The organism is Nonomuraea sp. NPDC049624 (assembly GCF_040675255.1).
GTDB lineage: Bacteria > Actinomycetota > Actinomycetes > Streptosporangiales > Streptosporangiaceae > Nonomuraea.
The window spans coordinates 185,948-202,853 of the sequence record NZ_JBFAOR010000005.1; the positions used below are offsets into that span (position 1 = coordinate 185,948).

Consider the following 16,906-nt stretch of genomic DNA (forward strand, 5'->3'; position numbering starts at 1 on the left):
TGAGCCAAATGGGTGGATGTTCGGGGATATGGCGAAGACTTCGGGTTGGGATGTCGAAGGGTGATCCTTACTATCGATGGGGACGGAGTGACGTCCAGCCGAGGCTGTGCTGTCGGAACCTCCAGCATCCAGGAGAACTGTGGGCTCCCTCGCGCAGGCCGCCTGACGCGCCATACGCATGACCTCGTCCAGGGGAAGGGCGGCGATGAGCGGGCAACCAGACGCGGGCGGTTCCGCGCCGGGTCCTGATCGGACCCAGAGACTCACGCTGATAGTCGCGATGATCACCGCTGTGGCCGCCCTGGGCAGCTCGGCCACAGCCGGGTTCGCCCTGATTTACACCGGCGACTCCGTGCAACAGGCTCGCGAACAGCTGAAACTCGCGGAGCAGGGCCAGACCACCGAGCGGTTCGGCCGCGCCGTAGAGCAACTCGGCAACCGTGCACTCGACGTCCGCGTTGGCGGGATCTACGCCCTCGAACGCATCGAGCACGACTCGCCGCAAGATCAGCCCGCGATCATGGGAGTGCTGACCGCGTTCGTTCGCGGACACTCCGCGAAGCGGGGCTCCCCGCCCCCGATCAGCAATGTGGGCGCGGAAAGGTTGCTGCCTGCGGCGCCCGCCGACCTCCAGGCGGCGCTGAACGTCATCGGACGCCGTGACCACACACGCGACGGTTCTCACAAGATCGACCTGAGCTACGCCAAGCTTTTCGGTGCCGACCTGAGTGACGCGTATCTCGCCGGCGCGGACCTGCAGTTCGCCACCCTGAATCAGACATTTCTCAGTGGAGCGACTTTGCGGGGCGCGGACTTGCGAAACGCCACCGTCACCAACCCTGTCGAGGCGAACTTCGCCGGCGCCGTCCGCTGAGCGACGCGGCCGTACCGGGCGATCTGCTCATCAGCGAGAAATCCGAAGGCATGCCCCAGGAACGCAGGCCCCGGCGACCTGCCCGATCGCCGTCATGCTCGCGTCCGGCCCTGGGGCGGTGCGAGTGCGGGTCAGAACCGCTGCAGCCCCGTCACCCGCAACAGATCAAGTGCGGCCGCTTCTGAGGAGCCCGGCTCGGCGGAGTACATCAGCACTGTCTGGTTGTCATCAGGAAGCAGGAGTGTGTCACAGTCGAGCGTGATCGTACCGAGTGCCGGATGGTTGATGCTCTTTGCCGCGGCACGCCATGCAGCGGAGCGCCCCTCCCTCCACAGCTCGTCGAAGCGGGGGCTCCCACGACGCAGCTCATCGATCATCCGGACGAGGTCCGGGTCGCGCGGATAGCGGGCCTGAGCGGCGCGCAGGGTGCCGACCGAGGCGCGGGCCGCGGCATCGTCGTCGCCTGCGTTCAGGGCGACCTGGCAGCGGCTGCTGCCGAGAAAGCGCTGCCAGATGAGGTTGCGCCGATGGCGGGGCCAGGCGGACATGTCGCCCTGCAACGCCGCCGCCAGCGGGTTCCAGGCCAGGACGTCGCCCTTGGCCGACAGCACCAGTACGGGCAGGTCCGACATGCGGTCCAGGAGTCGCAGAACGCTCCGCCGTACGACCATCTGGATGCGCCCGTTGTGGGGCGGCTCGTACCCGGCCAGCCGGAACACCAGGTCGCGGTCGTCGTCGTCGAGCCTCAGCGCCTGGGCCAGGGCGGCGATGACCTGACTCGACGGCCGGGGGCCGCGGCCCTGCTCCAGGCGTACGACGTAGTCGACACTCAGGCCCGCGAGCATGGCCACCTCCTCCCGGCGCAGCCCCTCGACCTGGCGGCGGGATCCCGCCGGCAGCCCGATGTCCTGCGGGCGCAGGCGTGATCGGGCCGTACGGAGCACTTCGGCGAGTTCGGCGCGGTTCATCCCTCGATCATGCCGTACCAGCCGGATCGACCGGGTGGTACGGCCAGTCCCAGGCCACACCGGTCCTGGCAGGCCGTGGGGCCCGTCCCGAGGATGGAGGTCATGACTGCAGATCTGAGAACGGTGGCCCTGGTGACCGGGGCGAACAAGGGGCTGGGCCTGGAGACGGTACGCCAGTTGTCGAGCCGTGGCTGGCGCGTGTTCCTGACCGCCCGGGATCGGGAACGGGGCCGGCAGGCCGCGGACTCGCTGGCTGGCCAGGGCCTCGATGTCACGTTCGTCGAGCTGGACGTCACCTCCGACGATTCCGTCGCGACCGCCGTGAAGAAGGTGGCCGAGCAGACGGACCGCCTGGACGTCCTGGTCAACAACGCGGGTGTCGGCGGCCCGATCATGGATCCGGCCGACATGCACGCCGGCCTGCTGCGACCGTTGTACGAGGCCAACGTGTTCGGTCCGGTACGGGTGACACACACGTTCCTGCCCCTGCTCCGCAGGTCGGAGCACCCCCGCGTCGTCATGGTGTCCAGCGCTCTGGCCTCGCTGGCCAACGCCGCCGACCCTGCCCGCCCTGAGCACGGTTTCCTGGCCCTGGACTATGCCTCGTCCAAGACCGCGCTCAACATGATCGTGTCCCAGTACGCCCGGGCGCTGCCGACGTTCAAGATCAACGCCGCGGACCCGGGCAACCCGGCCACCGACATGAACCATCACACGGGCGTCCACACGGTGGCCGAAGCAGCGGAGGTGGTCGTCGGTCTGGCTACCCTGGAGCCGGACGGGCCGACCGGCGGCTTCTTCGGCGGCAACGGCCCGATCCCCTGGTAGGAGACAACATGACCACAATCATCTCCATCGGTCTGCACCCCAGCGCGATCGACTACACCGCGCTTCCCGGTCTCGACGAGCAGGTTCTCACGGCCCGGATCGCGCAGGGCGAGGCGGCCCTGCGCGAGGCGGGACTCGACGTGACGTCCTGTCTCGTCGAAGCCGACCCGGAAGCAGCGGAGAAGACTCTGCGCGACTGTCTGGAGTCCGGGCCCTCCTTCGGCGTGGCGATGATCGGGGCCGGCGTGCGGACGATTCCCGAGCACACCCTGCTCTTCGAACGGCTGATCAACGTGCTGGCCACCGCGGCGCCGGGGATCCGGTTCTGTTTCAACACCTCGCCGGAGACGACGATCGACGCGATCCGCCGCCAGTTGTAGCCGCAGGCATGGTCACGCGCTTGCGGGCCGGCCGGGTCGTCGGGCTCAGGCGCGAGAGCACGGGCAGCAGGCGGCGGAGGGCATGGTGCATGAAGGCGCCGTACTGGGCCGGGAGGATCCCACCCACCCCGCCCTGACAAACCCCTACCGGATGCCGCCGCTCCGGAGCCTCCCGGCGTCCGCCGGGGGGCTCCACGCCTGACGCCGTGGGCCGCCCCCCAAGCCGGACAGGAAGGTGACCATGGGTGGTTCTGTCTCGGCGAGTGACCCGTAGAGCGAGGCGGCCGGGGGCGGGCTAACCGCCGCACAGGTAAGGCAGCACCTCGGCGGCGAACGCACCGGGGGCGAGGCTGTGGATGCGGTGGCCGACCGGATGCCCCGCACCGGTCTCCCGAACGGTCAACTCCACATCCCTCAGGGTGATCTTCATCCGCCGAGAACAACCACCTCGCGCAGGGCCGCTCCCCGGCACAGTCTGACAGGATCGGGACCCGTGATCGACGATTTCGCGAAGGACAACCTGCACGAGAGACTGCGCCGGGACCGCAGGGCGCTGCTCTGGAAACTCGACGGCTTGTCGGAATACGACGTCCGCCGACCCTTGACAGTCACCGGGACCAACCTTCTCGGCCTGGTCAAACACCTGGCCACCGCCGAGGCCAGGTACTTCGGCGAGGTCTTCGACCGCCCTTCCCCGGAACCGCTGCCCCGGTGGCAGGACTCCGACGGCAGCGATCTGTGGGCGACCGAGGACGAGACTCGCGACCAGATCATCGGGTTCTACCGGCGCACGTGGGACCACTCGGACGCGACGATCAACGAGCTTCCCCTCGACGCCCCCGGCCACGTGCCGTGGTGGCCGGAGTCGACGCCGGCCTGGCACATGAACCTGTTCGCCATCATGGTCCATGTCCTCGCCGAGTCCACCCGGCATGCCGGGCACGCTGACATCCTGCGCGAGGGCCTCGACGGCCGGACCGGGTTGCGCCCCGAACACGAGGAGCGGATCGACGAGGCAGCCCGTGCGGCCTACTGCGCGAAGATCGAGCACGCCGCCAGGACGGCCCGCACCCGCTAGGGCGCACCCTTGGCGGATCCAGGGTTCACCCCCGCTCCCACCACCACCGGTGCAGGCGTCCTCGTCGCGCGGGACCGTCCCGACCCGGCGCAATCGTCACAGTGCCGTCAACGACAGGCTTCCTCGCACGACACCACATCGAACCCCCGGCTCGGGAAGACCGCGTCCACGAAGAAGTCGTGCAGTGCCGGATCGCCGTCGCCGCAGCCGTCGCTCAGCACCGTCACCTGGTAGCCGCGGTCGGCCGCGTCGTAACACGTCGCGGCCACCATCGCGCTGGTGGCGACGCCGGCGACCAGCACAGTGGTGACGCCCCGCGCGCGGAGCACGAGGTCGAGGTCGGTGCCGGCGAACGCGCTGGCGCGGCGCTTCAGCACGACGACGTCCTCCTCTGCGACCGGCAGGGCGAGCTCGGTTCCGGCCGACCCCTCGTGGAAGGCGTCGCCGGCCTCGAAGAACGACTTCATCAGCGCGCTGCCGGGCGGCACGTCGGCGCCGTTGGCCCGGAAGGCGAAGTGCACGAACACCACCAGGACGCCGGCCGCCCTGGCACGGGGCAGCAGTTCGGTGAGCGGCGGCACGACCTGCTGGGCGAACGGGTAACCGCCCGTGATGCCCCGCTGGAGGTCGCCGATGATGAGTGCACTGGTCACGACATTGCTCCGTCCGATGTTTCCGGCGAGCGCGACGGCCCGCGCCCACCTCCTGCCAACTGGGATCACAGTAGGCAACAGTTGAGATATCAGCAACCGCGGCTGTGAGCGCGCCGGGGCCGGAGGTGGTTGCTCTCGGCCCCGGCGCGCGCGGGGGTCAGTTGCCCCAGACCTGGACGGGGCGCAGGTAGGCGGTGTCGTACACCTGGTCGGCGCCGCCGGGCCCGCCGTTCGTGTTCGGCCCGTACGGGTCGTTGACGACCCACCTGCCGTCATCGGTGTAGCCCTTGATGAGGACGATGTGCCCGGCGGAGGTCATCTGGCCGGACACGGCGACGAGGTTGCCGATGTCGATCTGGTCGCGGACGAAGGTCGGGTTCCAGTCGCTCTTCCTGGTCCAGCCGGTGTGCCGGTTCATGTATCCGAACATGTCCGCCCAGACCGCGCCGTACCGCGGGTCGTAGATCGTGCCGTGCGCGCCCTGCCACGCGCCGTTGCCGGAGTAGTCGGGCGCGGTTTCGGAGAACGTCGAGCCGTTGTAGTCGTACTGGTCGGTCACGTAGCGGCCGTAGGGCGAGTAGTGGCGTCCGCCGTAGTTCACCCACAGGCCCCACTCGCCGAGCTGATAGCCGGCCATGGTCATGACGGCGGTGGTCGGGCCGCACGAGCCGCGCCCGTCGAACTCGTCCCGCGTGTCGTAGATCTGGTTGATGTGCACGGCGCGGTTCGTCCGGCCGCCGGCCAGCGAGCGGGACACGCCGTCCAGGCTCGCCGCCGCGAGCGGCTGCGCCACGCCGCGCGCCACCGCGTCCGCCCCGACGGTACGCTCCCCGAGCCGGGCCGAGGCCAGCCGCACCCGGTCGCCGTCGAACCCGCCGATCCCGAACTCCGACGTCACCCCGCTGACCACTCGGACGGGCGCGCCGCCCGACACCCGGGCCACGAACGTGCCCGACTCCTCGCGGGTACGGGCGGCCGTCGCCGCCGGGTCGGCCGCGGCCTTCGACTGGGACGCGCACGGCTGGGCCGCGTAGGCGACCCGGTCGCCGTCCCCGCTCCACACCGCCTCGCGGTAGGCCGTGCCGGAGCTCGCGCCGTACGTGGCCACGGTCCGGCCGTCGAGGCCGGCGAGCCCGAGTTCGGAGCGTCCCGAGCACAGGTACGGTCCCGACCGCCGGATGAAGCTGACGAGCTGACGGTCGCCGGTCACCAGGCGGAAGTCGGCGTACACCTGGCCGTGGGCGGGGTCACTGGCGATGAGCGGCGTCACCGAGCCGTCGGCCAGCGCGACGCGCAGCAGGCTCGCCGCGTACCGACGGTCATCGCGGGCGTCGGGGTAGGCGGCCACGAACGCCGTGCTCGCGTCACCCGACAGGCCCACCACCTCGACGCGGGCGCCGGGGATCGCGGCGATCCGGCGTCCGGGCGCCTCGGCGGAACCCGCGTACAGGTCGGCGCCGGCCTGCCCGGCGACCGTGTAGGCGAGCCGGGTGCCGTCCGGGGAGAAGGCGGCGGAGACGACCTTGCCGCGGGCGAGGGTGCGGGTGCGCCCGGTGCGGGTGTCGTAGGTCATCAGGCGGCTGCCGCGCGAGCCGTCGTGGTCGGGGATGACGGCGACGTGGCCGGGACCGGCGGCGGTCACGACGCCGTCCGACTTCTCCGGCTGCGCGAGGTGGAGGCGGGCCTGGCCGCCGATCAGCACGTCGAACCCGTCACCGGTCCGTAAGGTGCTGACGCTCTGGTCGGTGGCGGCCGTGGCCGCGGCAGCGTGCGCGGTGGCGGCGCCGGTCAGCGCCGTCACTGCGGTCAGCGCGGCGACGGCGGCCGCCGCCAGGAGTGATTTCCGGCATTTCTTGAGCTGGAGTGACATGACCGTCCTTCGTGGTAGATCGCGGAATTCGCTCCCAAAGCGTGAACCGCGGCCCCCGTCGAAGGCACGTCGTCAAAATGTCTGACCGTGATCAGTGGTCGTGGGTGATTTGGGGGACATGGCCGGTGTGGCGGAAACACCTGTCATGCGCGATCGGCGTCCGGGGCTCATCCTGCGATCGTGAGGGGCAGACCGGACAGCAGGCGGTCGCGCAGGACGTCGCCGCGGACGCCGATCTCGGGCAGGTCGTCGGGGCCGGGGGCGCCGCTGACCAGCAGTTCCGGGACGAGGAGGCGGCTGAGCGGGACCTCGGGCGACGGGTCGGCCAGGGCGCCGACGGCGGCGTCGGACAGGTTGAGGTAGGCCGGCGTGAGCGCCCTGCCGTGCAGGGTGCCGGCGATCAGATCGGGACAGAACTCGTTCCAGAAGATGGAGACGGTGGTGCGCAGATCGCCATGGATCATCACCAGCTTGTCGGTCATGTCGCCGACGAACGTCTCGGCCGTCACGTGGCCGCGCACGACCAGCTTGGCGTCACCGGCCAGGTAGACGTTCCGCGCCCGCAGGTCGCCCAGGACGATCAGCGCGGCGGAGCCGTCGTCCACGTCGGTGACGTTCCCGTCGACGACCAGATCGCCGTCCACGATGTAGCCGGTCGCGGCGTCGGGGGCGCCGTCCCGCCATGGCGTGCGATCGTGCTCGTCGAGGGGGAGCTCGCCGGTCACCGTGGCGGGACCGGGCACGAGGATGTACTCCTCCTCGTACAGGTTCCCGTACGTCTCCTTGGGCAGGCCGCGCCGCTCGAACAGGTCAACCGCATCGTCCCAGCCGAGGTATGTCGATCGCATGCGCGTGACCCTAGCAATCAGACCGGGTGGTGATCGTGTCTGTGTTCCGTGCTGCGCAACTTCTACGCCGACCGGGTCGTGAACCGGCTGGAGGTGGGCTTCCGGCGCCGCCTGCTCGACCCGAACCAGATCTGGGACGGCGCGGAGAACGTCGTGCGGCTGGCCATGTCGGCGACCACCTGGCTGCGCGGCGAACGCGCGGCGCACGCGCCGTTGGTGGCCTTCGGGCCGCGGTTCGCGCGGCACCTGCTGGAACGCACGTCGGCGGTGGCGGACCCGGAGGACTGGTGGGTGCGCGCGGGCGCGCCCTCTGTCGTGGTGGAGGACTACCACTGGCGCTACAAGGCCGTCCATCATGCGTGGGTGCGGCGCGCGGCCGGGCTGCGGGTGTCGATGTGGAAGGTGATCCCCGCCCACGATCTGGACAGGCCGGACGAGGAGCTGCGGCGGATGCGCGTGCTGCTGTCCCGGCTGCACGCCGAGTACGCGGTCGTCGAGCAGGTGCTGGCGCTGTGCGAGGACGGCCGCCTGGACGTGGAGCAGCCGGAGGTCGAGCGATATCTGATGCGTGCGCTCGACCTGCTGCTGCGTCCCTCGCGGTACGGGTTCGCCGCGGCCGAGATGCTGGCGCAGATGCTCGCCCGCACCCAGGAGGTCTACGCCGACACCGTGCAGACCCTCGACCACCTGGCCGGCTCGTCGGGAAACGCGGTCATCGCCGCCCGGGTCGAGCAGCTCCGCGTCCTGATGGCCGCCGCCGGGTCCGACCGGCCCTTCCACTACTCGCCGGAGGTCAACGTGACCACGTTCAACCGCAACACCTTCAACAACAGCGCGATCAGCACCGGCAGCGGGGACGCCACGGTGCACAACGCCTCCGGCGACGACGCGGCCGAGCTGCGGGCGCTGGTGGAGGAGCTGCTCGACGCCGTTCACCTGCTCCGCGACGAGCTCCCCGAGGAGCGGGCGGCGGCGGTCGAGGACGCGGCCGAGGGCGTGCGGCGCGAGCTGGACAGGACGCCGGACGAACGCAGCGAGGGCGGCCTGAGGACCCGGCTGAAGACGATCTTCGAGATCGCCTCGGACGCGGGCGCGGCGGGCAGCGCGCTGGCCGGCGTGGTCACCGCCATCCAGGGCATCCTCGGCGTGACGTGAGGCGGCCTCCGGGGGCCGCAACCCCCGGAGGGTGACGCTTCGCCCGGAACGACGCGCGATCCGAGCAGGCTGTGACGCCTGAAGAGGACCTATACACAGTCGAGGCCGGGACTCCCAGGTGGCCGTCGGCCCCGGGGCGGCCTGCCGTCGAGTCTAGTGACCGATGCGGTGGCCGGCCAGCCCGCGCCCGTCACCGCGCATACGGGGCTCGTACGATGTCGGGGTGCGGTCAGTTGCGGCGGTTCGCGGTCATGTGCCCGGATGGGAGATCACCGTCCCGTCGCGGCCCGGCGGCCTGCCCGGGGTCGTCATGGCGGGGTTCAGCGACCGGGCGAACGAGTTCCGCGACCTCGCCCTGGTCCCGCACCCCGCGGTCACCCTGCTCTTCGACCTCGGCGACGAGCCGTTCACCATCGAGGACGACCGCGGCTCCCGCCAGCTCGGACGCGTCGTCGCCGGCCTCGCGCCCCGGCAGGTGCGGGGGAGCGGCCTGACCCGCCGGATGGAGTGCCTGCAGGTCCGGTTGTCGCCGATGGCGGCGCACGCCGTCCTGGGCGCGTCCGCCGAGCTGAGCGGCACGGTGGTCGCGCTCGACGACCTCTGGGGGCGCGAGGCCGAACGCGTGCAGGAGCGGCTGCGGGCCGCCCGGTCGTGGGAGGACCGGTTCGCGATCGCGCGCGACGCCCTGGCCAGGCGGGCCGACCAGGGCCGGGCCGCCGATCCGGAGGTCGCCTTCTCCTGGCGGCGGATGGCGGCCAGCGGCGGGCGGGTGCCCGTCGAGCGGCTCGCCGCCGAGGCGGGCTGGAGCCGCAAACGCCTGTGGGCCCGGTTCCGCGCCCAGGTCGGCCTCACGCCGAAGCGGGTCGCCCGGCTCATCCGCTTCGACCAGGCGGCCCACCGTCTGGCCGCCGGTGAGCGCGCCGCCCTGGTGGCGGCCGAGAGCGGTTACGCCGACCAGTCTCACCTGCACAGGGACGTCATGACCTTCGCGGGCGTGACGCCGGCCGGGGTCGCGCTCTCGCCGTTCCTCGCGGTGGACGACGTCGCCTGGCCGTCCGGGCCTCCCCGCGACCCCGCCTAGCGGATCATGCCTGCCCGCCGCCGACCAGGCACAGCGCGCCGGCCAGGCACAGGTCGGCCGCCTCGGGGGCGGTGAGGCGGCCGCCGGCGTCGGGCCGCCGTGCTCTTGCTCTACGTCAGGCGCGGGTGAGGTGGCGGCTCCTCCCGGGCGGCTCTGGTGATCTCGTGCACGGCGACCGGCCGTCCGTGGGCCGGGACCACCGTCTCGAACGCGAACCGCAGGCCGAGCTTGTCCATCACCCGGCGCGACCGCTGGTTGTCCACGTGACGGATGCTGACGATCCGGTCGAGGCCGCACTCGGCGAACCCGAACCGCAGCAGCCTTCCGGCCGCCTCGGTGGCGTAGCCGTTGCCCCAGTGCGCTCGTCCGAGCCGCCAGCCGATCTCCACGGCGGGCAGGATCTCGGGGAGGAACGCGGGCACCGTCAGGGTGACCCAGCCGGCCGTCAGCCCGGTCTCGCGCACGACGACGGAGAGGGGGCCGTGGCCGCTCTCCCGCCATTTCCGCCGGGCGCGCGCGATCCACGCCGCCGTGCGGTCCGGGTCCGGCGGCGGGACGGACCCGTCGCCGATGTACCGCATGACCTCGGGATCGGCGTTCATGGCGGTGAAGGGGGCGAGGTCGTCGTCGTCCGGTGGACGCAGGAGCAGCCGGTCGGTCGTCATGGGGATCACCCGGCGATGATGCCAGAACCGGCCGGCGCCGCCGATCACCCGCGCCCCGGTGAGCAGCGGCAGTGGCCGGCGACGACCCGCGCAAGAGGCCAGGAGACCAAGTTGACGAAGATCGCGGGCGCCAATACCCTTTTACTAATCTAATAGGAAAAGGGTATTGCGGTGATCAAGTTTCGCCTCGACCCCAGCTCCGGTGTGGCGACATATCTGCAACTGGTGCACCAGGTCAAACACGCCTTGCGGCTCGGCGCGCTCATGCCCGGCGATCGGCTGCCGACGATCAAAGAGGTCGTCAGCGACCTCGCGATCAACCCGAACACCGTGGCCAAGGCCTACCGCGAACTGGAACACGAGGGGTTCGTCGCCGGCCGGCCCGGGCTGGGCACGTTCGTACGGCGGTCTCTGGGCAGCGGGGCCACGGCCGATCACACCCGGCTCCGCCGCGACCTCGCCCGGTGGGCGCACGACTGCCATGCAGCGGGGCTCGACCAAGGAGACATGGAGGCGTTGTTCGCCATGGTGCTCGCCGACTCCGTGCAGGAGGGGATCGCATGACAGCGGATCGGACAGCGAGGATGTTCGGCGGCGGTTCCGGGGAGCTCACCGCTCCCGCACAGAGCCCGACGGCTCTGGAGGCCGTGAGGCTCGCCAAGCGGTATCGGGGCACGTGGGCGTTACGCGACTGCACGCTGTCCGTCCCCGCCGGCCGGGTGGTTGCGTTGGTCGGACCGAACGGCGCGGGCAAGTCCACGTTCCTGCACCTGGTCGCCGGGCTGATCGCCCCCACTCAGGGCGGTGTGCGGGTCTTCGGCGAACTGGTCGGGCAAGCATCGCCTGCAGGTGCTCGTCACCACGGTGCTGCTGGCCGTCCTCGGGGTGGTTCTCCTCATCAGCGGTCTCGGCGCGGCCGACTTCGCCGCCCGGTCCGCTCCGGCGGCCGGCTGCGTGGCGGACACGCCCGTGTGCAGCGCCTACCGCATGGAGATGAACGAGCGCATGTACTCGGTGGGTGAACTCCTCGGCTGGCTCACACTGCTGGCCCCGGCGTTGATCGGCGCCTTCTGGGGCGCTCCGCTCCTGGCCCGGGAGTACGAGCACGGCACGCACCAACAGAACGAGTCGTGCAGGCCGAGGTCGTCGACGAACTCGAACCGGAAGGCGCCCTGCATGTGAACAGCTACTGGATCGACAGGAGCGGCACGCAGTACACCTCTCAGGCGGCAGAGCTCGCGCTCGCCGGCCCCTGCGGGACAGACGAGTCGACCATGAAGTACGCCAAGTGCACGTTCAGCCACGGCTATCGACTCGTGGCGGAATACCACCCGGCGAGCAGGTTCTGGCAGTTCCAATGGATCGAAGCGGGCATCCTGCTCATCCCCGCTCTCGCCATGGGCGGTGTCGCCGTCCGGCGCACCCTCCGGCCCCGCATCTGAAGCCGATCATCGCCTGGTCACGGTGACGGGACGCCTGGCGCAGGACCGTCACCGCGGCGGGGGCCGCGGACGGCGAGGGCGATGAGGGGGCCGGCGGCGAGCAGGAGGGCGAGGGCGGCGTAACCGTAGGTGAGCGAGGCCAGGGTGGCGACGCCGGCCACGAGCAGCGGGCCCCCGGCGTCGCCCAGCTCCCGGCCGAGTTCGGCGGCGCCCATGGTCTGGCCCATGCGTTCGGCCGGGGTGCGGGCGGCGAGGGCGGCGAACCCGAGCGGGGTGATGAGCCCCGTCCCGGCCCCGATCAGCACGGCGGCCGACAGGATGCCGGCCAGGCCGGGCAGCATGGCGCAGGCCAGCCCGGCCGCGGTGACCAGCAGCCCGCCCAGCAGGCCGGTACGGGTCGACAGACGCTCTTCGTCGAGGGCCCGCCCGGCCCTGGGCTGGACCACCGCCGCACACGCCGCCAGGACGGACACCGCCGCGCCCGTCGCGACCGTGCCCAGTTCGGCGGCCCGGCCGGACACGGGCAGGAAGCCCACGCCGACCGACAGCGCGGCGGTGGCCCCGGCCAGGGCGGCGGTCGGCGCGAGGAAGGCCGGATCGGCCAGGCGCCGCGCCAGGTCCAGCACCGTCTGGCGGACCTTGGGCAGCGGCGGCACCCCGGGCACGGCCACCGCGGCCCACACGGCGACCGCCACGCCCAGCACGGTCAGGACCGCGAACAGCAGCCGCAGGCCGCCGGCCCACACCAGCACGCCGCCCAGCAGCGGGCCCAGGGTGTAGCCGATCGACTTCCAGAAGCCGTAGCCGCCGAAGGCCCGGCCGAGCTTGGCGGCCGGATTGAGCCGGGCCACCAGCGCCGAGGCCGACGGTGAGAACGCCGAGGCCGCCGCTCCCTGGCCCAGGCGGGCGGCCCACAACCAGCCGGGGCTGTCGGCGACGACGTACAGGCCGGAGGCGACCGCGAACGCCACCAGCCCGCCCACCAGCACCGGACGGGCGCCTATACGGTCGGCGAGGCTGCCGAACAGCGGTTTGAGCAGCACCTCGGCGCCGTCGTACAGGGCCAGCAGCCCGCCGAGGACGAGCAGCGAGGTGACCGCGTCCGAGGAGAACCCGCCGAGGTTGGCGGCGATGCCGTGCGCGCCGAACGCGGTGGTGAACCCGGCCGCGTACAGCGGCCACATCCGCCGTCGCGCCCCCGCGGGCGACGCCGCGGCGGGCCCGGAAGGCGGCACGGGGGGTGTCACGCCGACGGCCGGTCGAGTCTGGCGGACACGGCGTCGAGGACCCACTCCAGGCCGGTCGTGAAGGACTCCTCGGCGGCCACCTCCGTGCCGTCGTGCACGAATTTGGCCAGCGTGGGGTAGCGGCCGGTGGCCAGCATCCGGCTCACGTGCGGGCCGTAGGCGCGTTGCCAGTCGAGCTTGGACAGGCCCGTGGCGCGCTCGGCCCGCAGGTGCGCGATCTCGCGCCTGATCGCGCCGGTCATGTACGCGCCGACGGTCCGCACGGCGTGCATGACGGTGTCGAGGTCGGCGTGGCCGTCGAGGGCGGCCAGCGTGCCCTCGGTCACGGCGAGGGCGTTCGGGCCCAGGCTCGGACGGCCGCCGAGCAGGTCGGCCAGCCATTCGTGACGGAGGGCGGCTTGCCGGGTGCGGACCGCGTGGTCGCGCAGCGCCTCCCGCCAGCCGCCGGGCGGCCCGTCGGGCAGGATCTCGGCGTGGACTTCGTCCACCATGAGGTCGAACAGCTCCTCCTTGGTGGAGATGAATCCGTACAGCCGCATCGGGCCGACGTCGAGCCGGGCGGCGACCTTGCGCAACGACACCGCCTCCAGCCCGCCCTCGTCGGCCAGCGCGACGGCGGCGGCGACGATCCGCCGCCGGTCGAGCGGCGCGGGTCGGGTCGGCGGCTCCGGGCGGTCCCACACAGTCATGGATACATCGTACTGTTGCGATACGCCGTATCGGCGAAATACAGTGTATCGATATGAGACATCGTATCGCCGTTGTGGGAGGCGGGCCCGCGGGCCTCACCTTCGCCCGCGTCCTGCACCGCCACGGCCACCCCGTCACCGTCTTCGAACGCGATGCCGGGCCCTACGCCCGTCCTCCGGGCGGCACGATCGACCTGCACGAGGGGATGGGCCAGCGCGCCCTGGACAAGGCGGGGCTGCTGGCGGAGTTCCGGGCGCTGTCCCGTCCCGAGGGGCAGGCCATGCGCATCCTGGCCCCGGACGGGACCGTGCTGCGCGACTGGCGGCCCCGTCCGGACGAGCAGGCCAATCCGGAGATCGACCGCGGGCAGCTGCGCGACCTGCTGCTCGGCCCGCTGGACGTCCGGTGGGGGCACGGCGTGACGGAGGTGACGCCCGGAACGCGGGACGGCGCGCTGCTCCGCTTCGCCGACGGGCGGCAGGAGACGTTCGACCTCGTGGTCGGCGCGGACGGGGCCTGGTCCCGGGTCCGCCCGGCGCTCTCCGCCGCGATGCCGCACTACACCGGCGTCACCGCCGTCGAGACCTCACTCGACGACGTGGACACCCGCCACCCGGACCTCGCCCGGCTGGTCGGCGACGGTTCCGTGGCCGTCTACGGCGTGAACCGGTCCATCGTCGCCCAGCGCAACAGCGGCGGCCACGTCAAGGTGTACGCCCAGTTCCGCGCGCCGCTGGAGCGGCACGCGGGCACCGGCACGGGCCCGGACGGCGTCGAGGCCGTGCGGTCCCGCCTGCTGGCGCTGTTCGAGGGCTGGGCCGACCCCGTGCTCGACCTCCTGCGCCGCGGCACCGCGTTCGTCGACCGCCCCCTTCACGTCCTGCCTGTCGCCCACACCTGGGCCCACGTCCCCGGGGTGACGCTCCTGGGGGACGCCGCCCACCTGATGCCGCCCTTGGGAGTGGGCGCGAACCTGGCGATGCTGGAGGGCGCCGAGCTCGCCGAGGCCCTCGCCGCCGGACCCGGCGATCCGGACGAGGTCGTCCGCGCCTTCGAGGAGCGGATGTGGGAACGGGCCGGCAAGTGGGCGAAGATGACGGCGGACGGCCTGGAACGTCTCGTCGGCCCGGATCCCGCCACGGCCCTGGCCGTCTTCGACGCGCTCCAGCCGTCCTGACCGGTGGCTAGCCGACCTGCTGTCCCGCGCCGGTGCGCGGGAGCCGGTCGTAGGGAACGGCGTGACGGGTCCGGCCGCGCACGCCGGTGGTGGTCGTCGCGGTGAACAGGGAGTTGAGCAGCGCCTCCTCCACCGCGTCCATGACCGCGGCGAACAGCGGGTTCAGGCCGGCGTCGGGCAGGCGCGGGAGCTCGGGCGAGGCGGTGCTGAAGGCGATGGCGTAGTCGCCGCTCCCGTTGGAGTACGACGCCCCGACGCGGCCCATCGCGAAGATCGCCCGGCGGGCCAGGCGGGCGAGCTGACGTGCGTCGAGCGGCGCGTCGGTGGCCACCACGATCATGCAGGAGTTGCCGACGGGCTCCTCGCCGGCGGCCCCCGGGACGAGCTCCTCGACCGGCATCGGGACGCCGCCCACGGTCAGCACGCCGCCGAAGTTCGCCTGGACGAGCGCCCCGACCGTCACCGCGTCCCCCTCGCCTCCCGCGGCCCCCTCGATCACCGGCCGCCGGGACGAGGTGCCGATGCCCGCCTTGTAGCCCAGCGCCGTCGTCCCGGTGCCCGCTCCCACACACCCTTCGGCGGGCAGCCCGCCGGACGCCCCCTCCAACGCGTCGAGCACGTGCCGTTCGGTGATCGGGCGGCGCCGGATGTCGGACAGGAAACCGTCGTTGGTCTCGCCCACGACCGGGTTGAAGGAGATGCCCTCCGGGCTGCGGTCCATCAGGTAGGAGAGCAGCGCGTCCGCGGCCCGGAACGCCGACAGCGTGGCGGTCAGCACGACGGGCGACTCCAGCACGCCGAGTTCGTCGATCTGGGTGGAGCCGACCAGTTTGCCGTATCCGTTGCCGGCGTACACGGCCGCGGGCAGCGCCCGCCGTTCGGCGGTGAGCTGACGGGGGACGATGGCGGTGACCCCGGTGTGCAGGTCGGCGCCGTCGTCGAGGGTGGTGTGGCCGACCAGGACGCCTTCGACGTCGGTGATCGCGTTCAACGGCCCGGTCGGCAGGGCGCCGACGACGACGCCCAGCTCGCGCGCCCGCGCGCGTCCCCTCGTGGCTGCGGTGAGGTGATTGTCCATAATGCTCCCATTCTCGGGGCTCCCCTCCGCCGCCACGCCCGCTGGCGGTTCAGGCCGTGCGGGTGTTGCGGCTGCTCGGGTAGGGACTGCTCGGGTCGCGTCGTCAGAGGAGGGTGCCGCCCGAGGCGTCCAGCCAGTGGCCGGTCACCCAGCGGCTGTCGTCGCCGGCCAGGAAGGCCACCGCGCCGGCCACGTCCTCGGGGGTGCCCACGCGGCCCATGGGGGACAGCGACGACAACCAGGTCAGCGCGTCCCCGACGAGTCTGCCCTGGTGCATGTCGGTGTCGATGACGCCGGGCGCCACGGTGTTGACGGTGATGCCGCGCGGCCCGAGCTGCTTGGCCAGCGTCGAGGTGAGCACGTCGAGCGCGGCCTTGGACATGGCGTAGCTGATCGCGGTCGGCATCGCCGAGCCGCGGGTCAGCATCGTGGAGACGTTGACGATCCGGCCGCCGTCGCGCAGCCGGGGGAGTGCGAGCTGGGTGACGAAGAACGGGGCGGTGGCGTTGACCGCGAAGAGCCGTTCGAACTGCTGTCTGGTGACGTGCTCGATGCCGGGCTCGTCGCCCAAAATGCCGGCGTTGTTGACCAGGATGTCCAGCCCGTCGGCGCGGGCGTCGAAGGCGGCCCACAGGCGTTCGGCGTCGCCGGGCGTGCCCAGCTCGGCCCGCAGGGCGAACGCCTGCCCGCCCGCCGCCTCGACCGCGGCGACGGTGTCCGCGGCGGCCTGGTCGTTGCCGCCGTAGTGGACGGCGACGCGCGCGCCGTCCGCGGCCAGACGCTGGGCGATGGCCCGGCCGATCCCTCTGCTCGCGCCGGTGACGAGCGCGGTCCTGCCATGGAGGTTGCTCATGATGTGTTCCTGTCGATCA

General features: G+C 72.1%; 20 protein-coding genes and 1 pseudogene. 11 read left to right on the plus strand and 10 right to left on the minus strand.

Features of this window, described 5'->3' with window-relative positions:
* The first annotated feature begins 280 nt into the window (after positions 1 to 280).
* Positions 281 to 874, plus strand: a complete 594-nt coding sequence (locus tag AB0J76_RS21700; protein WP_352327344.1) for a pentapeptide repeat-containing protein — start codon at positions 281 to 283, stop codon at positions 872 to 874.
* A 131-nt stretch (positions 875 to 1,005) separates the two neighbouring features.
* Here the strand turns inward: AB0J76_RS21700 and AB0J76_RS21705 are convergent, their stop codons facing one another.
* Complete coding sequence (locus AB0J76_RS21705) at positions 1,006 to 1,842, minus strand: helix-turn-helix transcriptional regulator (RefSeq protein WP_352327343.1); 837 nt, start codon at positions 1,840 to 1,842, stop codon at positions 1,006 to 1,008.
* A 102-nt stretch (positions 1,843 to 1,944) separates the two neighbouring features.
* On the opposite strand from AB0J76_RS21705, the gene AB0J76_RS21710 reads away from it, so the two are divergent.
* A complete protein-coding gene (locus AB0J76_RS21710) occupies positions 1,945 to 2,670 on the plus strand; it encodes an SDR family oxidoreductase (RefSeq protein ID WP_352327342.1) in 726 nt (241 codons plus the stop codon).
* 8 nt (positions 2,671 to 2,678) lie between these two features.
* Positions 2,679 to 3,050: a hypothetical protein gene (locus AB0J76_RS21715; protein ID WP_352327341.1), complete on the plus strand. Its 372-nt coding sequence runs from the start codon at positions 2,679 to 2,681 to the stop codon at positions 3,048 to 3,050.
* Between the two features lie 295 nt (positions 3,051 to 3,345).
* Here the strand turns inward: AB0J76_RS21715 and AB0J76_RS21720 are convergent, their stop codons facing one another.
* Complete coding sequence (locus AB0J76_RS21720; RefSeq protein ID WP_352327340.1) at positions 3,346 to 3,480, minus strand: hypothetical protein; 135 nt, start codon at positions 3,478 to 3,480, stop codon at positions 3,346 to 3,348.
* A 63-nt stretch (positions 3,481 to 3,543) separates the two neighbouring features.
* Here AB0J76_RS21720 and AB0J76_RS21725 point away from each other — a divergent pair, with 63 nt between their 5' ends.
* The gene (locus tag AB0J76_RS21725) at positions 3,544 to 4,128 is read left to right on the plus strand and encodes a DinB family protein (RefSeq protein WP_352327339.1); all 585 of its coding nucleotides are present in this window, start codon (positions 3,544 to 3,546) and stop codon (positions 4,126 to 4,128) included.
* Positions 4,129 to 4,235: 107 nt separating this feature from the next.
* Here the strand turns inward: AB0J76_RS21725 and AB0J76_RS21730 are convergent, their stop codons facing one another.
* The 3 genes from AB0J76_RS21730 to AB0J76_RS21740 all read right to left on the minus strand — a co-directional run bounded on the left by AB0J76_RS21730 (position 4,236) and on the right by AB0J76_RS21740 (position 7,499).
* Complete coding sequence (locus AB0J76_RS21730; RefSeq protein ID WP_352327338.1) at positions 4,236 to 4,781, minus strand: isochorismatase family cysteine hydrolase; 546 nt, start codon at positions 4,779 to 4,781, stop codon at positions 4,236 to 4,238.
* A 157-nt stretch (positions 4,782 to 4,938) separates the two neighbouring features.
* Positions 4,939 to 6,651 carry a C39 family peptidase gene (locus tag AB0J76_RS21735; RefSeq protein ID WP_352327337.1) on the minus strand — a complete coding sequence of 571 codons (1,713 nt, stop codon included), beginning with the start codon at positions 6,649 to 6,651 and terminating at the stop codon, positions 4,939 to 4,941.
* 167 nt (positions 6,652 to 6,818) lie between these two features.
* A complete protein-coding gene (locus AB0J76_RS21740; protein ID WP_352327336.1) occupies positions 6,819 to 7,499 on the minus strand; it encodes a polymer-forming cytoskeletal protein in 681 nt (226 codons plus the stop codon).
* A gap of 48 nt (positions 7,500 to 7,547) precedes the next feature.
* Between AB0J76_RS21740 and AB0J76_RS21745 the strand changes: the two genes are divergently transcribed.
* Positions 7,548 to 8,654, plus strand: a complete 1,107-nt coding sequence (locus tag AB0J76_RS21745) for a hypothetical protein (protein ID WP_352327335.1) — start codon at positions 7,548 to 7,550, stop codon at positions 8,652 to 8,654.
* Between the two features lie 223 nt (positions 8,655 to 8,877).
* Complete coding sequence (locus AB0J76_RS21750) at positions 8,878 to 9,735, plus strand: helix-turn-helix domain-containing protein (RefSeq protein ID WP_352328415.1); 858 nt, start codon at positions 8,878 to 8,880, stop codon at positions 9,733 to 9,735.
* 110 nt (positions 9,736 to 9,845) lie between these two features.
* Here the strand turns inward: AB0J76_RS21750 and AB0J76_RS21755 are convergent, their stop codons facing one another.
* On the minus strand, positions 9,846 to 10,400 hold the full coding sequence (locus AB0J76_RS21755; protein ID WP_352328416.1) for a GNAT family N-acetyltransferase: 555 nt from the start codon (positions 10,398 to 10,400) through the stop codon (positions 9,846 to 9,848).
* Between the two features lie 171 nt (positions 10,401 to 10,571).
* Here AB0J76_RS21755 and AB0J76_RS21760 point away from each other — a divergent pair, with 171 nt between their 5' ends.
* The 4 genes and pseudogenes from AB0J76_RS21760 (at position 10,572) to AB0J76_RS21775 (ending at position 11,842) form a co-directional block, all read left to right on the plus strand.
* Positions 10,572 to 10,964: a GntR family transcriptional regulator gene (locus tag AB0J76_RS21760; protein ID WP_352328414.1), complete on the plus strand. Its 393-nt coding sequence runs from the start codon at positions 10,572 to 10,574 to the stop codon at positions 10,962 to 10,964.
* A gap of 20 nt (positions 10,965 to 10,984) precedes the next feature.
* Positions 10,985 to 11,170: pseudogene (locus AB0J76_RS21765) on the plus strand (ATP-binding cassette domain-containing protein); the annotation flags it as partial.
* Between the two features lie 34 nt (positions 11,171 to 11,204).
* Complete coding sequence (locus tag AB0J76_RS21770) at positions 11,205 to 11,582, plus strand: hypothetical protein (RefSeq protein WP_352328417.1); 378 nt, start codon at positions 11,205 to 11,207, stop codon at positions 11,580 to 11,582.
* Complete coding sequence (locus AB0J76_RS21775) at positions 11,531 to 11,842, plus strand: hypothetical protein (RefSeq protein WP_352328413.1); 312 nt, start codon at positions 11,531 to 11,533, stop codon at positions 11,840 to 11,842. The genes AB0J76_RS21770 and AB0J76_RS21775 overlap by 52 nt, the downstream gene beginning before the upstream one ends.
* 17 nt (positions 11,843 to 11,859) lie before the next feature.
* Here the strand turns inward: AB0J76_RS21775 and AB0J76_RS21780 are convergent, their stop codons facing one another.
* Entirely contained in the window at positions 11,860 to 13,089 is a 1,230-nt protein-coding gene (locus tag AB0J76_RS21780; RefSeq protein WP_364390254.1) for an MFS transporter, read from the minus strand.
* Positions 13,086 to 13,778 carry a TetR/AcrR family transcriptional regulator gene (locus AB0J76_RS21785; RefSeq protein ID WP_352328411.1) on the minus strand — a complete coding sequence of 231 codons (693 nt, stop codon included), beginning with the start codon at positions 13,776 to 13,778 and terminating at the stop codon, positions 13,086 to 13,088. The genes AB0J76_RS21780 and AB0J76_RS21785 overlap by 4 nt, the downstream gene beginning before the upstream one ends.
* A 53-nt stretch (positions 13,779 to 13,831) precedes the next feature.
* Here AB0J76_RS21785 and AB0J76_RS21790 point away from each other — a divergent pair, with 53 nt between their 5' ends.
* Positions 13,832 to 14,956, plus strand: coding sequence for an NAD(P)/FAD-dependent oxidoreductase (locus tag AB0J76_RS21790; RefSeq protein ID WP_352328410.1), 1,125 nt, complete (start codon positions 13,832 to 13,834; stop codon positions 14,954 to 14,956).
* Between the two features lie 7 nt (positions 14,957 to 14,963).
* Here the strand turns inward: AB0J76_RS21790 and AB0J76_RS21795 are convergent, their stop codons facing one another.
* Both AB0J76_RS21795 and AB0J76_RS21800 read right to left on the minus strand, forming a co-directional pair.
* The gene (locus tag AB0J76_RS21795; RefSeq protein ID WP_352328409.1) at positions 14,964 to 16,034 is read right to left on the minus strand and encodes a P1 family peptidase; all 1,071 of its coding nucleotides are present in this window, start codon (positions 16,032 to 16,034) and stop codon (positions 14,964 to 14,966) included.
* 103 nt (positions 16,035 to 16,137) lie between these two features.
* Entirely contained in the window at positions 16,138 to 16,887 is a 750-nt protein-coding gene (locus AB0J76_RS21800) for an SDR family oxidoreductase (RefSeq protein WP_352328408.1), read from the minus strand.
* Positions 16,888 to 16,906: the final 19 nt, after the last annotated feature.

What these genes read in the sequence shown, in the direction of transcription:
- AB0J76_RS21785 (WP_352328411.1), bottom strand. Translation starts at nt 13,778, where the DNA reads ATGACTGTGTGGGACCGCCCGGAGCCGCCGACCCGACCCGCGCCGCTC.
- AB0J76_RS21715 (WP_352327341.1), top strand. Translation starts at nt 2,679, where the DNA reads ATGACCACAATCATCTCCATCGGTCTGCACCCCAGCGCGATCGACTAC.
- AB0J76_RS21800 (WP_352328408.1), bottom strand. Translation starts at nt 16,887, where the DNA reads ATGAGCAACCTCCATGGCAGGACCGCGCTCGTCACCGGCGCGAGCAGA.
- AB0J76_RS21795 (WP_352328409.1), bottom strand. Translation starts at nt 16,034, where the DNA reads ATGGACAATCACCTCACCGCAGCCACGAGGGGACGCGCGCGGGCGCGC.
- AB0J76_RS21710 (WP_352327342.1), top strand. Translation starts at nt 1,945, where the DNA reads ATGACTGCAGATCTGAGAACGGTGGCCCTGGTGACCGGGGCGAACAAG.
- AB0J76_RS21740 (WP_352327336.1), bottom strand. Translation starts at nt 7,499, where the DNA reads ATGCGATCGACATACCTCGGCTGGGACGATGCGGTTGACCTGTTCGAG.
- AB0J76_RS21700 (WP_352327344.1), top strand. Translation starts at nt 281, where the DNA reads ATGATCACCGCTGTGGCCGCCCTGGGCAGCTCGGCCACAGCCGGGTTC.
- AB0J76_RS21790 (WP_352328410.1), top strand. Translation starts at nt 13,832, where the DNA reads ATGAGACATCGTATCGCCGTTGTGGGAGGCGGGCCCGCGGGCCTCACC.
- AB0J76_RS21720 (WP_352327340.1), bottom strand. Translation starts at nt 3,480, where the DNA reads ATGAAGATCACCCTGAGGGATGTGGAGTTGACCGTTCGGGAGACCGGT.
- AB0J76_RS21755 (WP_352328416.1), bottom strand. Translation starts at nt 10,400, where the DNA reads ATGACGACCGACCGGCTGCTCCTGCGTCCACCGGACGACGACGACCTC.
- AB0J76_RS21735 (WP_352327337.1), bottom strand. Translation starts at nt 6,651, where the DNA reads ATGTCACTCCAGCTCAAGAAATGCCGGAAATCACTCCTGGCGGCGGCC.
- AB0J76_RS21705 (WP_352327343.1), bottom strand. Translation starts at nt 1,842, where the DNA reads ATGAACCGCGCCGAACTCGCCGAAGTGCTCCGTACGGCCCGATCACGC.